At 55.1% G+C, this 15,633-nt stretch carries 13 protein-coding genes; 4 read left to right on the forward strand and 9 right to left on the reverse strand.

The genetic code is table 11. The features are described 5' to 3' along the window. Positions 1 to 5 precede the first annotated feature (5 nt). Positions 6 to 905, reverse strand: coding sequence for an AraC family transcriptional regulator (locus BUB54_RS05040; RefSeq protein ID WP_048877632.1), 900 nt, complete (start codon positions 903 to 905; stop codon positions 6 to 8). Positions 906 to 1,074: 169 nt separating this feature from the next. Here BUB54_RS05040 and BUB54_RS05045 point away from each other — a divergent pair, with 169 nt between their 5' ends. Then, positions 1,075 to 2,028 (forward strand): aldo/keto reductase, encoded by a 954-nt coding sequence (locus BUB54_RS05045; RefSeq protein ID WP_048877633.1) that lies wholly within the window; start codon positions 1,075 to 1,077, stop codon positions 2,026 to 2,028. 572 nt (positions 2,029 to 2,600) lie between these two features. On the opposite strand, the gene BUB54_RS05050 is transcribed toward BUB54_RS05045, so the two are convergent. Both BUB54_RS05050 and BUB54_RS20695 read right to left on the reverse strand, forming a co-directional pair. Next, positions 2,601 to 3,752, reverse strand: a complete 1,152-nt coding sequence (locus BUB54_RS05050) for a hypothetical protein (protein WP_139284801.1) — start codon at positions 3,750 to 3,752, stop codon at positions 2,601 to 2,603. A 380-nt stretch (positions 3,753 to 4,132) separates the two neighbouring features. After that, entirely contained in the window at positions 4,133 to 4,291 is a 159-nt protein-coding gene (locus BUB54_RS20695; RefSeq protein ID WP_175556467.1) for a hypothetical protein, read from the reverse strand. A gap of 154 nt (positions 4,292 to 4,445) precedes the next feature. Between BUB54_RS20695 and BUB54_RS05055 the strand changes: the two genes are divergently transcribed. Then, positions 4,446 to 6,650 (forward strand): Hint domain-containing protein, encoded by a 2,205-nt coding sequence (locus tag BUB54_RS05055; RefSeq protein ID WP_158320067.1) that lies wholly within the window; start codon positions 4,446 to 4,448, stop codon positions 6,648 to 6,650. Between the two features lie 289 nt (positions 6,651 to 6,939). Here BUB54_RS05055 and BUB54_RS05060 read toward each other — a convergent pair whose 3' ends face one another. From BUB54_RS05060 to BUB54_RS05075, 4 genes are all read right to left on the reverse strand, one after another. Further along, a complete protein-coding gene (locus BUB54_RS05060) occupies positions 6,940 to 7,500 on the reverse strand; it encodes a hypothetical protein (protein WP_048880598.1) in 561 nt (186 codons plus the stop codon). Between the two features lie 239 nt (positions 7,501 to 7,739). Further along, entirely contained in the window at positions 7,740 to 8,213 is a 474-nt protein-coding gene (locus BUB54_RS05065; RefSeq protein WP_048880599.1) for an OsmC family protein, read from the reverse strand. Positions 8,214 to 8,513: 300 nt separating this feature from the next. Continuing rightward, complete coding sequence (locus BUB54_RS05070; RefSeq protein WP_048878507.1) at positions 8,514 to 9,005, reverse strand: VOC family protein; 492 nt, start codon at positions 9,003 to 9,005, stop codon at positions 8,514 to 8,516. Between the two features lie 110 nt (positions 9,006 to 9,115). Beyond that, positions 9,116 to 9,682, reverse strand: a complete 567-nt coding sequence (locus tag BUB54_RS05075) for a hypothetical protein (RefSeq protein WP_048878508.1) — start codon at positions 9,680 to 9,682, stop codon at positions 9,116 to 9,118. Positions 9,683 to 10,064: 382 nt separating this feature from the next. On the opposite strand from BUB54_RS05075, the gene BUB54_RS05080 reads away from it, so the two are divergent. Together BUB54_RS05080 and BUB54_RS05085 are read left to right on the forward strand one after the other, a co-directional pair. Next, the gene (locus BUB54_RS05080; RefSeq protein WP_048878509.1) at positions 10,065 to 11,951 is read left to right on the forward strand and encodes an alkaline phosphatase family protein; all 1,887 of its coding nucleotides are present in this window, start codon (positions 10,065 to 10,067) and stop codon (positions 11,949 to 11,951) included. Positions 11,952 to 12,315: 364 nt separating this feature from the next. Then, positions 12,316 to 12,903, forward strand: a complete 588-nt coding sequence (locus tag BUB54_RS05085) for a hypothetical protein (protein ID WP_139284802.1) — start codon at positions 12,316 to 12,318, stop codon at positions 12,901 to 12,903. A 149-nt stretch (positions 12,904 to 13,052) separates the two neighbouring features. On the opposite strand, the gene BUB54_RS05090 is transcribed toward BUB54_RS05085, so the two are convergent. Both BUB54_RS05090 and BUB54_RS05095 read right to left on the reverse strand, forming a co-directional pair. Next, positions 13,053 to 14,021: a lecithin retinol acyltransferase family protein gene (locus tag BUB54_RS05090; RefSeq protein WP_073211325.1), complete on the reverse strand. Its 969-nt coding sequence runs from the start codon at positions 14,019 to 14,021 to the stop codon at positions 13,053 to 13,055. A gap of 325 nt (positions 14,022 to 14,346) precedes the next feature. Further along, positions 14,347 to 15,255, reverse strand: coding sequence for a hypothetical protein (locus BUB54_RS05095; protein ID WP_241869353.1), 909 nt, complete (start codon positions 15,253 to 15,255; stop codon positions 14,347 to 14,349). Between the last annotated feature and the right edge of the window lie 378 nt (positions 15,256 to 15,633).

The following is a 15,633-nucleotide window of genomic DNA, read 5'->3' on the forward strand; positions in this document are numbered from 1 at the left end:
CCGACTTAGGTCATCACCGCCAAGTCTGGGGAAGCACGTAAGCGGGCTATGTCGCGCTTCGGCGCTTCTCCAAAGAGGCGGCGATACTCGCGGCTAAACTGCGACGGGCTTTCGTAACCCACGCGCAAAGCGGCTGTCGCGACGTCGATGTCCTGCACCAACATCAGGCTGCGCGCGTCCTGCAGCCTGAGCTGTTTCTGGAACTGAAGCGGTGTCATCGCTGTCACGTCACGGAAATGCTCGTGCAGGCTCGACGGGCTCATGCCGACTTCTGTGGCAAGGCGTTCAATGCTGAAATGTTCCCGAAAGTTCTTCCCAATCCAGGCGATCGCGCGCCCGACCTGGGACACCCTTCCCCGACCGGAGGTTATGTGACGCATTCTGGCGCCATCTGGGCCCGAGAGCAGGCGATAGAGGATTTCCTGTTCGGCGAGAGGCCCGAGTACAGGCAGTGCGGCAGGATCGCTGAGCAGGCGCAGGAGGCGTAGCACAGCGTCGAGTAGATCCGGGCTGGCGTCAGACACCATCTTGCCAATGGGCGGAGATGGCACTCCCGCTGGCAGCGGCACGCGCAACGCCAAATCCGCCAGCATGACCGGATCAAAATCGAGGTATAGGCAGAGATAGGGTTTGTCAGGCGTCGCATTGACCACATGGCCTGTCGCCGGCAGATCGCAGGTCACGACCCCATAGCGCCCCGGCGCATATCTGAACACGTGGTTGCCCAGCGTGACGTCCTTCCGCCCCTGCGCGACGAGGCACAGTTGCGGCCGATAGACATTGGGCATCGGCATCGTCAAGGTGGAGGATCGAACAAGTGTCAGACGTTCGACGGGGGTCGTGTGAAAACCATCTTTCGACACGTTGCCGGCTATTATCATCGCAATTTCGGCAAGTACCTCCATGGAATGGACCTTCGCACGCGGACGGAAGCCCGGCAACGCGCATCGATCCTTCTGGAGGATTAGGCAGAAATCTCAGTGCATCAGGCTCACTGTTCGGCGGCGGGCGCGTCACAGTGACGCAGCGCCTGGGTCAAAGGGGACCTGACGGCAGATCAGATATGGAGCCAACATGATAACCGATACTCTGAAGCCCCCGAGGGTAGCGCTCGGCACCTGGGCCTGGGGCGACAGCGGCGAAACCGGCAATGGCTATTTCGGCAGCAATTTCACCCAGGCTGAGCTGGAAGAGATTGCGGACAAAGCCCATACGGCCGGCTTTACCCTGTGGGACACCGCAATGGTCTATGGCATGGGCCGCTCAGAGACCATCCTTGGCAAAGTCCTGAAGCGCTACGCGCGCAGCGACTACCAACTTTCCACGAAATTTACCCCACAGGCAGCGGGAGCCGGAGGCAATCCAATGGAGGACATGCTGAAGCAGAGTCTGGCAAATCTCGGCACTGAATATATCGACCTCTACTGGATTCATAACCCAGCCAACGTAGATAGGTGGACGCAGCACCTAGTCCCGTTGCTGAAGAGCGGGAAGGTCAAGCATGTCGGCGTCTCGAATCATAACCTGAGCGAGATCGAACGCGCCGACGGGATCCTGGGCGAAGCCGGCTTCCGGGTCGAAGCCGTGCAGAACCACTACAGCCTTCTCTACCGTAGCTCTGATGACGCTGGTATCCTGAGCTACTGCCGTAACCGCAGCATCCCATTCTTCTCCTACATGGTGCTCGAGCAAGGGGCCCTCAACGGCAGGTACAGCCCGGAGACACCGCTTCCAGAAGGCACTAACCGGGCCCAAGCCTACAATAGCATCTTGCCTCAGTTGAAAGCCCTGACCGACAAGCTCGCGGCCATTGGCCAGAAACAAGGCGCGGAAATTCCCGATGTCGCAATAGCTTGGGCCATCGCCAAGGGCACAACGCCAATCATCGGCATCACTAGACCTAGCTACATTGATGGGCTGGTGCGGGCTACCAGCATGAGCCTCTCCAACGAAGACATTTCTGATTTGGAGGCTCTCGCCGGCGCCGCGAACGTGAACACCCGCGGTTGGTGGGAGCAAGAAATGTAAATCCGAAGCTCCGTTGCTGCGGTTCGCCGCCATTATTTCCTGAACAGCTTGCAGGCCAGCATGTATTCAGCCCGACCGCCCCATCGTGAAGAGCAGATTTCGGGATTCCCTGGCAGCTAGACGCACAATGATCGAAGGGGCCCGTGATATAGACGGAGCCAACCGATTTCGGATTAAGTGGACCAAAAACCGTTGCCATCGGTCCGTATTATTAGCCGCGTTGCTTTTGTGGGGATCGCTATTCGCCAATTTTTGACCGAGACCAGCGTCAGAAGTTCCGGTTAAGCAAAGTAGGGTCGCGTCCTGCCGGTAAGATCAGCGTCCGCCACAGGCCGTTAATCTTATTTTCTACCCCAGTGCGGCCAGACGGATTATGGGCCAGGCTGTCCAAAATATTAGACGGTCGGTACACACCCCTTCCCGGCCGTTCCTGCCGCTTTCGGGACCTGCCGAAAGTAGACATGAGACCAGTGCGAGTAATGTTCCTTATCCGTTCCGATGCTTGGTGGACAAATAATCAATCAGCATACCAAAACCCGACATCGCCCGCGCAGCGCTTCCTATTTGGCGTCTCAGAAGACGAGTTGCGTCAGAAAATGCAGCAGAGGATTGTCTTGTTCCATTGCGGTTTGCGAGGTGCCGTCCGGGTGGAGGGGCATCTGCGTATTTCGATAGGAAGCGGCATTGAACCATGGCGAGGGGTTAAAGTTCCGTTTGCCTCCGACCGCGAGGTAATGCATGAATGGGTCGCGGTTCGGACGGATCGAATCAGCATAGGCCGACATATAGAAATCGACGTCGAAAAACGGCAGCGGGCTGAACTTCTGTGTCCGGCGATGGCGCATGTAATGTTGCAACGGTGATTCTAGCTGCTCCCCCGCATAACGCTTTCGATACCATAACGGATTAAAGTACTTGCTGGGCAGGCAGCCTTGTGCTTCCCCGCACAGGATGTAGTGCAACAATGGGTTGGCGGGTGACAGAGGTTTATATCTCTCCAAATACCACACCGTATCGAAATACAGACTAGGTTTACGCCCTTCCTTCCAACCCTTGTGGCAAAAATGCTCGACCGGGTCCGCGCTGGCTTCGTGAACATCGGTATTATTGAGCAGATAATAGTTCAAATCGACTAGACCTGAAGCGCGGATTATGTCTACCTCCGACTTAGGCATCCGTCCTTCCGCACGACCGTGCAGGCAGAAATGTTCGAATGGATCCAAGCCTGCTTGGGCGACATCCTTATATTGGTTCAGGTAGAATGCGGCATCGAAGCCGGGGTTGGGGCTGACCGTTCCGCTACGCCGATGCCGCAGGAAATGGCCGAGTATGCTTTGTCCGGGCGGAGGTTCATAAGTGCACCGATACCAATTCAAATCAAAATGTTGTGATGGCGGCCAGCCTTGCAACTCACCTTGCGTGAGATATACGATCAGCGGATCCGCATCTCTCGAAATTTCTGGATGCTCAGAGATAAACCAGTAAGGATCAAAATAGAAATTGGGCTGACGGCCGTCACGCCAGCCCTGCTCCAGGTAATGACAGACAGGATCCACGCCAGCCGTCCTGACATCGGGATAGGCCGCTAAATACCAAGGCCAATCAACCAGACTCCGAAGCGCCTCGGACAGAGATTGGGCGGTAAAACTGGGCGCGGGTTCGCGCCTCGTACGGCGGTTGGCGCGACCGGTTTTTGTACGCCGGGCAGCGAGCTGCGTTTTCACCAACCAGCATTTCTCCGCGCCACAAAGATTAAAGCCTGGATGTTTGAGAATATCCTCAGGCCACAGCGGCCGTCAAGTGAAAGCCTTGGTAAGATTGGCGGTGAATTCGTCAGAAAGTGAAGTAATCCGGCAAGGCTCGCGTGAACGGCAAAAACTCCATTTTTACATTTTAAGGGCTGTTTTTCTGCGCGATCGAAAATTCGCAGCTACCTGAAGCATCACCTTTTGGCGGGGGTTGAATATACAGATACGTTCGGGGAACTTTAAATATAGCGCGAATAGCCAGATTCTACTTGTAGCATGGATATTGATGGATTTGGCGTGGGCCGCAGCTGCATAGGTTGATCCCCTTGCGACTTTACGCTTTAAGACTGATCACGTTACGCTTTAAGACTGATCACGTTGGGGGTGAGTTTGATGGCAACAATTTCGGTTACAAATCTGAATGATTCGGGCGCAGGCTCTCTGCGCAGCGCCATCGAAGCGGCAAATAGCGGGGGCGGCGCCACGACCATCACCTTCGCAGTCAGCGGCACCATCACGCTCGCGAGCGACCTGCCCATGATCAAGCAGAACGTCACTATCGACGCTACCAGCGCGCCTGGCGCCACGGCCGGGGGAGCGCCTGTCGTTGGCATCAACTTCAACGGTCATAATGGCCTGACGTTCACGAGCGGCTCGGATGGGTCCTCCTTGCTCGGTATTGCGGCCAGCGGCGCATCCGGCAACGGCATCACCATCGATTCGAATAATGTCACGCTCGCCGGCGATTATATCGGCCTCACCACCAGCGGCACCGCAAATGGCAATGGTGGAGCAGGAATCTATATCTCCTCGACCTCGTCGGGTAACAGCATCGGCTCCAACCCCACAGCTGCTTCGGGTGTCGTGTCAAATGTTATTTCCGGCAATACCGGCAACGGCATCGTCATCGATGGCAGCTCGGATAATACGCTTGCTAACAATTACGTCGGTACCGATCCGACCGGCACCGCAGCGATCGCCAATGGCGGCAGCGGAATTTTCATAACCGGAGGTGCTGCCAATAACTTGATCGGCGGCACGGCCTATACAGATTCCAACACTGGCCAGAAGAATAACCCAACCGGCTCCAAGGGCAGCAAGGCGGCTGTTATCGTCACCCCCCCGCTCGGTAACCTCGTTTCTGGCAATGGCGGGGATGGTATCCTCATCAATGCCGGGTCCAACAACAATACCTTGAGCGGCAATTTCGTCGGCACGACAGCGAGCGGCGATAAGGCACTCGGCAATACGGGAGATGGCATAGCCATAGTCGGTGCAAACAATAATTTTCTGATTGGTTGTACGGCGCAAGACAATCCATTTGTCTATTACAACGTCGTCAGCGGCAATGGCGGCAATGGCCTGCGCATTACCGATTCCAACGATACCGCCGTGCAGGCAAATTTCTTCGGTATTGGAGCAAATAACGCTACCATCGTCGGCAATGCGCTGAACGGCATCCTGGTCAACGGTACTTCCTCGAACACGCTGGTTGGCGGTGTCATCCCGCTGGGCAACGTCTGTTCTGGCAACGGCATGAATGGTATCGAGGTAGCCGACACCGCCAGTCACTTCACAAGCTTCAACACTTTCGGTGGGCTTTATGCGTTCGGCGCCGCCGCTCCGAATATGAATGATGGTATCCTCGTCACCTCTACCGGCGGCCACAATACGCTGGAGACCAATGTCATTTCGGGCAATGTGAATAACGGCATCGAAATCGGCGGCGATGCCTCCGGCGTAACCGTCGACCCCAATATCGTCGGTCTGGCTACGAACGGCCAATCGCTGCTCGAGGGCGGAGGCAATGGCAATGACGGGCTAAAGATCGATGGCACCGCACATAACAATATCATCGGCGGCAATCAGCAATCGATTATTCCGAAAAATGCTTTTTCGGGCAATGGCAATTATGGTGTGGAGATCACCGATAACGCTTATGGGAACCAAATCTTCGATAGCAACATCGGCCTTGGTATATTTGGCAAAACAGCTTTCGGTAATGGCGCTGGCGGTGTCTCCATCTCCGGAAATGCCCGGGACAATACGCTCGGCGGTACGGTGCCGCAGGGAGATAGCGCGGCAGATGTCATTAGCGGCAATGGCGGCAACGGGGTCACTCTTGGCGATCAGACCAGTGGTTCGACGATCACGAACAATATCATTGGTTACGACTCCAAGGGTACCACGCCCATACCCAATAAAGGGTTACCGATCGCCCCTGGCCAAAGTACAGACAATACGATTGCAGATAATCAAACCTTAGCCTGCTTCGCGCGTGGCACGCACATAGCGACTGGGCGTGGCAATGTCGCGGTTGAAGATCTGGTGGAGGGCGATCTCGTACTAACGCTGGATGGCACGTTGCAACCCATCCGCTGGATCGGCCAGCGCACGGTCGATTGCCGCCGACATAGCCGGCCGGAGGCAATCCTGCCGGTGCGTGTGCGTGCCCATGCCTTCGGCCCCGGTCAGCCGGGCCGCGACCTATTTCTCTCGCCCGACCATGCGTTGTTCCTGGAAGGCGTGCTGATCCCCGTAAAATATCTTATGAACGGCGATAGTATTACCCAGTTCCGGTGCGCGCGCATTACCTATTATCATGTCGAGCTGGCATGGCATGATATCATCCTGGCCGACGGCCTGCCGGCGGAAACATTTTTGGACACTGGCAATCGCGGCGTCTTTGCCAATGGCGGTAAAACCTCGGAATTACATCCAGATTTTGCGCCTATGGGCGTTGATCATCTGCTGCTGTGGGAGGCACATGGCTATGCACCGCTGGTGGTGACGGGTCCTGAAGTGGAGCGCGCAAGGCGGTTGTCGGAAAGGGAGTTGAAGAGCCGCGGCTGCCGACAGCGGCACGTGGCCTGACGAAACAAGGTGCGCCCTTCCTAGTCGTCCAGCCCGCATGAGGGCATGCTCCAAATGCGACACTCGTGGTCGCGCTACGGGTCGACCGGGTTGGGGGGATAGCTGCCGGGCAGCTCCTGGGGCTAGGGAGTGAATAACGGACGTTCGGCTTGCCGCCGTAATGGGTAGTTGAGATGTTCAGCATCTGGGCGACGCAGGTCGGAAGCCGTTGTTCGCCAAAGGGGTACCTATTTGACGAGCATTGAAGAATAATTTCGGAACTTGACCATCCCTGATCGACCACAATAGGTCACAGGTGCCGCAGTGGTCTCGCTACTTTGGTTGGAGTGCGGATAGTGGCACCCGCGTTGATTTCTCCGACGATCTGCCTGCGTCGGTAGTTCAGGTAGTTGAGAGTATCTCTCGTGTAGAAGAAGAACTGCTCCTGGTGATTGAGCAACGGCATGTCAACAAATTCGAAGGCGAGATTGATCGGATCTGCGCCTGGGCCAGTTGGCGATGCAATGTCCTCCATGTGAGCAAACGCCAGTTTGCCAACACGGCGATCGTGCCAAATGCAGTGCGCATACTGATTGCGGATAGTGCGGCACAACATCATGTCCTCGATGGCCTCAACAAATTCCGCACCAAGGCCAGCAGCGCAATAGCCTGCGCCCCCCAACTGCTTGGCAATGTCCACTCGCCTCTTCTCGCCTCGCTTGGAATAGATGTCAGTAATCGCCTTCGCAACGTCGCCACCGCCCATGCCGGCACAGAAACACAGCTGGTATTCGATGTCAGTGTAGCCGGTAAGGAGCCTTCCAACGATGGCACCCTCGCCTGGGAAGACCCTGAATGCCTGAACCAACATCACTTCTCCTTTCGCTCACAGCCCTCCGGCGCGCTTGGCGCCGGTCCCGCTGGTGTCGTGAGTTATTCACGCCCCATCTATATCATGGGTGAATGTCGAGTTTAGAGGAATGTTATGAACACCAGGAATGACCCCAGAGGGTCGGGAGGCGACCTGCGGCTGGGGGGCGGCCCGTCTGCTCCGGGCGCGCAGTCGGGAAAAGCGAACGAGCCCCGTGCCGCTGGCGTCACGCTATCCTCTTATCCGCGCTTGATGCTCGGTTCGGTGGAAACCGCAAAATTGACCGATCGCGCGATGAAGCACATCGCATGCGCGTCATGGTGCAGCGCCAATGCCGTCGCTTCATCCGAGTCAGCGGAGATGGTGACCTCGGGTCTTAAAACGACCGAAACGAATTGGCCCGCGCCGTTCTCTTCTTCCACCATAACGCCCTCGGCCCTGTCCTGATAGGCGGTCACAACGACACCAGCCTGCGCGCAGAGACCAAGATACCACAGCTTGTGGCAGGCCGAGAGCGAGGCAACGAGCAAGTCCTCCGGGTTCCATCGGCCACTGTCTCCGCGGAATGCTGGATCGGAAGAACCGGGGATCGTCGGCTTTCCTTCCGCGTCGATGTCATGGGCGCGTTCATAGCCACGATAGGTACGCGTGCCGCTACCCGTGTTGCCGGTCCAGGTTACCCGAACCGTATAGTGATGCGCCTTGCCCGCCATTTGCCCTCCAGAACTGAGATGGCTTTCATGGCCGCTTTCAAAGCATCGCGCTAGCCAGCGGAGAGTCGCAGATGGGTCGTCACCTGCCGGTACGGCCTGTGCCTGAAGTTGGCGGCTAATCCCATTTTCTTCACCAAAGCGGCGGACGGCGCCCATCCTGGCCGTCTAAAATATAAGACGGGCGGTATGCGCCCATCACGGTCATCTAAAAACCAATCGCCTACCCTCGAAAGCCGACCTTCGCCCGACGTTGCCGAAAGGCCAGCACCCGTCGACCGGCAGTCCCGGCCAACCGTGGCTTCAAGGTTCCTTCTCTCCAACCCGCGCCGCCTCGATTCTGGCGATATCGATCCGGTGCATGGTCATCATGGCGGCCATGGCCCGTTTTGCGGCGGCCCGATCTTCGTCCTGCAACGCCGCCAGTAATGCCCGCGGTACGATCTGCCACGAGAAGCCCCAGCGGTCCTTGCACCAGCCGCAGGGGCGCTCGCTGCCGCCATTCTCGATGATTGCGTTCCAGTAGTGGTCGGTCTCCGCCTGATCATCAGTGATCACCTGGAAGCTCACCGCTTCGCTGGGTGTAACCGAAGGTCCGCCGTTCAACCCGAGGAAAGCCTGGCCGAGCACCGTGAACTCGACCGTGAGTTCGTCGCCCGCTTCGCCGCCCGGGTAATCGGAAACGGCTCGATGTGAGCGCCCGATATGGCTATTGGGGAACGTGGCCGCGTAGAATTCCGCCGCCTTGCAAGCCTCACGGCGATCGAACCACATGCAGGTAACGAGCTTGCTCATCGATCCTCTCCTCGAGAAAGCACTCTAATCGGCGACAGTACGAACGCGCCCGGATCGCCCAAGCTGTAGACGAGCTCACGGCGGTCGAAGTGTGCGGCGTCACCAAGCGCTCATTTGAAGGCGGTAATGCCTGCCACCTGATACCGGGCGAACGGATCCACCCTATCCCAGTCGGGCGGCATCCTGGAGGCCAATCCTGCCGCGTTCAACCGGCCGTTCTCAGCATGCGAAACAAGCCCGAGCCGATACCAACGCTCGAGATGTGCGCTGATGTCGGCCAGAGCGAGATCGGACACGACGGCGCTAGCTGAGTCGAACAGCATGTCCGCCATCACGCCGATCGGCACGGCGTGATCTACCATCAGTCTGACATTCGTGTCGCGGACCTTATAGAGCCGATCATAGCCGTCGGGGTCTTGTCGCGCATAGCTGAGAATATCCGCTGCTCCGCCGGAGATGAAATCAAGGGATTCCAGCATCGCCATCCGCTTGGTCGCAGAAGGATTATTGAACCAGCGGGGACGATCGCCACGGCTTCTGTGATGATCCGTCTCAGACCGGAACGCGTTCCAATTGTCGAAGAAGTCCCGGAACGGCGCGCCCCGGTCCTTGGCCGCAACCGCTATACGGATATGATCAAGGTAGCTATTCGCAAGGATCTCCAGGCGACGCGTCATGTTCCGGGACCAGAGAAGGGATCACAAACTGCAGCGTGGCCGAGGTTCGCGCCTTAACTGCCGCATGTCTACTGGCCCACCTTGCGATCTTGACTCAGGTCGGCGCCGTCCGATCGCCTCTTCGTGATGCAGGGATCGATCGGGCAGTAATGCGCCCTACTCAGTCGCAGGTGCTTACAATTTGATTTCCTGAAACTGGACATTTGGGCCGCTGCCGCCATAGTCGTACCAATGATCGGCCCAGTCAGCGCTTATAGTTCTGTCCAACGTACTTCAACTGGTTCCGATATCGAGTGTTTTGGTTTTTGAAAGCCGCTTTTCAAGTACGTACTGCACATGATCCGTCACTGTGCTCTTAATCCAAAAAATCAGGAGGCCGGCCATGCATTCAATGATCACGCTACAAAACGAACTATCCTCTACGGTTTCCGTTTCAGTCGGCGTCTCTCCTGTACTCAACCAAAGCTATTGGGGGAATGTCCAAGACGATGCGCTTTCCGAGCAGGATACGTCGATCTTCTGGGTGAGCCGTTCGGCCGGCATTACCGATGGTCAAACCTGGGTTTTTAGCGCGGGCACCTCGGTGGGCAATACGCCCGTCATGCTCCAGGTCAAGCTTACAGGAACGCTGCTCGGTAGCGACATCGCTATCGCGGTGCAGGCTGGCGCCCAGTTCAGCGGATGGTCGGACAGCGCGGACGTTTCGCTTGTCTTCGCCGCCGACGACACGAATACCTACCGGATTTCGGGTACCTATATTGACGAGGGCGCGCAATATAACAATGTACAGTTCGCTGTCAGCAAGGTCATTCTGCCGCAAATTAAGCACGTCGTGGTGTTAACGCTAGAGAATCGCTCATTCGATAATTTGCTCGGCTGGCTTTATGATGGAACCCCCGGAAACTCACCCGCCTGCTATATCCCGAACATCTCGCCTCAGCCCTTCAATGGCCTCTCCGCGAATAGTTATTTCAACGAGAACAGCGCGATGAACGGCGGCGCCCCAGTCTTTGCAAGTAATGGCACGACACCATGGACGGTAGGCACAAAAACAGTGGCTGCATCCTCCGTGCCGAATCCCGACCCTGGTGAGGAATTTAACCGCGTAGCGACGCAAATTGGCGCCAATAAAATGGACGGGTTCATTTCCGACTATATTTCGTGGGTTACATCTGCTGGGGGAACGCCGGACGAGGCGGCACAGATCATGCAATCCTACAGCCCAACGCAGATCCCGGTCATCACCACGCTTGCGAAGAGCTTCGCTGTCTCCGATGCTTGGCACGCCTCGGTACCAAGCCAGACCTGGCCGAACCGCGCATTTCTTCAGGCCGGCGCATCGGCCGGCCACGTAAATAATGAGGGTTGGCCGTGGAATATTCCCACTATCTTTGATGTTCTGACCGAACAGAAACTGAGTTGGATGGTTTATAACAACAGCGTGCTACCCTCGTTGACCAAGACCTTGTTCTTCGAGAAGTACGGGGCGAACGAGACGAATTTCAGCGGGATCGGAGATTTTCAAAAGGCCTGCCTAGAGGGCACGCTCCCGGTATTCACGTTTTTGGAACCAAGCTTTGGCCCTTACGAGGTCGATGAGAGTTACCATCCCCCCTACGACGTAAGCCCCGGCGAGACCTTTCTGGCCAAAATCTATGAGATGATCCGAAGCAGCCCAGCCCGGGACGATATCCTGTTCGTGGTGCTATTCGATGAACATGGTGGCACGTACGACCATGTCGTACCGCCCGCCGCGCCCGCTGGCTTCCCAGCCGCAACGGATGCTTCAAAATTTGCCTTCAACCAATTCGGGGTCCGGGTACCGGCCATCGTCGTCTCGTCATACGTCACGGCGGGCACGGTCTTTCGCAGCGGGACCGGCATCCCCTATGATCATACCTCCGTACTCGCGACTTTACGTGACTGGCTCGGGCTGAGTGCCGCGTTTCGCAAGGACTTAGCAAGCTCGCGCATCGTCACTGCACCAACCCTCGCCCCTGTGCTAAACCGAACCGCGAAGCGCGATTGGCCCGACATACATGCCCCAGCAAGCCTAACCGAAGCTGCGGCAAGTCCGGCGGCAGCCCTGCCATCGGCCGACGTCCCCTTGAACGACAATCAGAAGGCTGTTTTGATGGCTTGTAGCGCGCTGGTCGCCAAGCGCCCCCTATCCTTATCGGAAAAACAGAGGGCTGGGGAACAACTGCAGACGCATGGTGATGCGCAAGTCTGGCTGGCGGCGCTGCAACCACATTTACAAAGGAAATAAGGAAGGGATGATCATTGTTTTTCAGTAACGATAAGTTCGAGCCGACTGAAGCCCTCTACGGCTGCGCGCCCATTATCGCCGTTTACGTGCCCTACCGGTTCATCCGAAACGGGTCATTCACATGGATCATGAATTTTCGAAACTTAAGACTTTCGAACACTTTCCTCGGCTCATGAATTCAATGGGTTAGAGTGCCCATTCCCGGCTTGGCGCTTGAGCTGACAGGCAAACCGCCCTAGTGTTACATTCGGGCTTTTCCATGGGCCGAACTGCTGCGTACAACGAGAGGCACCGCTTGATATCGGCGAAGTCGATCCTAGACATTCTCAATTGGGCCAATGCTTTAGAGCATTATGAGTCTAGAATGAAAGTTCATAAACAGTTAGGGATTTTGCATGAAAGAAGACAAACCATCCAGTTTGCAAAGTTACTCGTAGGAATCAGCGATGACCACGGAAACTACAGTGCACGAGAGCATGGCCTCGGACCTTTGATATTGAGTCAGAATCCAAACGCGGCAAAGCGCTTGTTTAATGTCGCGGAGACACTGTACGCTGTAAAAAACGCTAATGATGTTCCTGACATAATACGAATGGCCGGCCTAAAGTATTTTCAAATCGGAGTTGGTTCCGAAGCATCATGCATGCTTAATCCGCAAGTTTGTTGGATTGCCAACACTCGAAGTATCTGGACACATCTCGTATTTAAGCACAAGGGAGATTTCGGTCGAGCGAACGAGGAGCTTAAACTTTATAGGGATGAGGATGAAACGTCAGAAATGGCTTACAGAAAATGGGCTGCAATTCATCGGGCCATGAATGCTAATCTAACGGAAATCGTTGAGCAAGGCAGCCAATTTGCAAAGAATGCTTCAGTTAAATCAGGCAAGGTTAAGTATCTCTGGGCTGATGCGATCGCGAACGCTTTGTATGCCTACCACCATGAAGAATAGAGATCTCCCTGTTTTCTACATCTCATTTTTTGATACGTGGGAAAGCGGAGTGTGTGGCAAGCAACACCTTCCATCCTTCCCGGAGTTTGGTGAGCAGGCGACCAGTAGGCACATCAATGGTAGGCGTCACCCGCCTACGCTCATTGCGTTCATGAAGAAGATATCGGAGGAGGTAATGCCGGGTTAGTGCCATCGCTTCCAGGAGAAGGTAGCTGTGGCGGCTTTGATGTGATTGACTGATCTGGTTTGAGAAAATGTTGTGCTATCTTGTATGCGCCATAGCCGCCAGCGAGTGCTGCGACCGCAGGCGCAGCCATGACCATTATCGTGCCTGCTGCCATGCCACCGCCGACTATGCTACCTATTGTTGCCAAGCCACTTGTTATTCCTGCCGCGCCAAGTCCAGCAGTCGCCCCATAAGTTGAAATTAGGGCTACACCACCAGCCGAGGCCGCGACGCCGGAGAGATAGCTCGAAACTTGTCCAATACGACGAGCCAATTTTTCTGACTTTGAATGCTCCTTCTGAACATTCAAAATATATCGGTGCATCAAAGCAGATATCAGAACGCCAATAGTTACTGGTGTTAGAATTAAACCGCCGACAGCGCCACCGAAACCGAAGGAAAGAGCCTTTATGCCTGACATTATTCCGGCTGCGCTTAGCCCCGAAACGCTTCCGGCCACACTTACGGCGAAGTTTGCAAGCTGGCTTATTAGGCCGGTGGCAACTGCAACAAGCCCTCCAACTCCCCAATCAACTTGCGAACTTTCATGCTTTCCATATATGCACCAATTGACGAAATGCTGACAATTGTTGCCGAAAACTGAATATCCATCCTCCCCGAGACGTGATCGTGCCCGCTTCACAATTTGTTCACCGTGATGCGGCGCATTTGGGTGGGGACGAACCCAAACCAATTGATTTCCACGAAAGTCACTAAATTTGGTGACTTCTACCATGCCGGGTTTAAGATCGTGGGCTAAACCGGAATAGTGGATGACCAATCCATCGCCAATGTAGATACCGTGATGAGTGTAACCAAGGCGCCTTGAAACGAGATGGGTCCCGGGCTCAAGATCAATTTCATCACCTATCGGATGATAAGTTTTTGCCATAATCAAATTCCAAGAGCGAGAAAATTTTTCAACTTGAGCTCATATAAGGCATATTGTAACGTTTCTGCAAAAGCTATAATCTGGGCGGAGCATGATATTTATGGGGTTTGGGAATAGATAGATTTATTTTGTTTTGGGACTGTCGCCGTTGACAGTCTCCTCCGGCCCGTTGGCCTTTAGGACGGGGGCGTCGTGCAATCGGGAATGTCTATTAATACGATTCATCACAAAAATTTGACCTCCCGGCCGTCAGACGCCCATGACGGCACTTTTGGGCCAGTTTCAGCACGCCCGAGAGCAGACACGGGGAGTTGGGCCACGTAGCTTACCTTCTCTCGCCGATTTGATCAGATGCCAAGGCTCCCGCCTGCACTATTGCAAGCCAATCCTTGAAATCAGAAATTCCCCATTTGTTTTTTGCTAAGTTACAGGCCAAATGAGTGATTTGTAGGTTTTTATCATCATAGTTAACATTTGTACTATCGATCCGGTCAGGCGACGGTTGAAGCATCGAGCTTTTTGTTTGCACAAGACTTCCGCCGCAGAGAGCGCATTTTCCCTTCTGATCATCTTGCCATTTCTGCGTAATGAGCGCGATCAAATCCGATAGATTGGGCGCGGCTCTTACGGGGTTTAGGCGTGAACTGACCTCGCCACCTTTACGAAGCCGATCAAGAATATTTTCAGCAATCCGGTAAGCTTCCTGTTTAACAGTCTTGTCGGGAATTAGCGCTGAACGCATTAGGTTCATATACCGCTGAACAGGCTCGGCCAGCTTTAAGGCAATACGCTCAACAGCAAGCGCCATAATTAAAGCACGCTCCTCACCTAATGCCTCAACAACATTGCCACGATTCTGAATCTCGGCAAATGATGTATAAGCCGTGGGTGCGACGGCTCTTGCTTCAGGAAATGGCGGACCAATCATGAGTGCGGCATCTATCGCAGCCATGGAGTATTGCCATTTTTCACCCCACGTAGACACAGACCATTCCCACATATGTTCGGGAACAATCTTAGATGTGTCCAAGATTTGATTCGGCTCTATCGATACGGCCGATATCAAACGGCTTCGATGGTCCGGGTTTTCTGTAGTCTCAGGGTTTGTTGTACCTACATAGACAATAATGTCACGGCCAGGTCGAAACTCAGTCTGAAGCCGTTGGCCCACGCTCTTTTTTGTGAAGGAGAAGCACGGCCACTCGTCGCTAATAGGCCCGAACTCGCTCTTCATGAAAACGCGCCCTTCGGGATGCATCATATCTGCAACAAGCAATTCATTTACTCCCCGTCGACCCCAACCGCTACGTCACGCAATCATAAGTATTTGTGCCTACTTTGGGCCGTGTCGATCGGTGTTTCAATAGCTGCCACAGGACATCATCTTTAGGCGCGAACTCCTCCGGCCAATAATGGCAGCTTACCCTATTTTCCGCTCCAAACCGGACAGGCAGAAATCGGCCCTTCATAACAGGACCTGTTGGATACGCTTATAACCAGTTCGGTGCTGATTCTAGGCCAAAGCAGCTCAACGCCGACAAACCTGTAGAACTCGCTGCTGGCTGGCTTGTCAGCTATAAAATTGGAAAGCTTGCCATATCAGACGCTACTC

Origin of the sequence: Acidocella aminolytica 101 = DSM 11237 (assembly GCF_900129125.1) — a bacterium.
Lineage (GTDB): Bacteria > Pseudomonadota > Alphaproteobacteria > Acetobacterales > Acetobacteraceae > Acidocella > Acidocella aminolytica.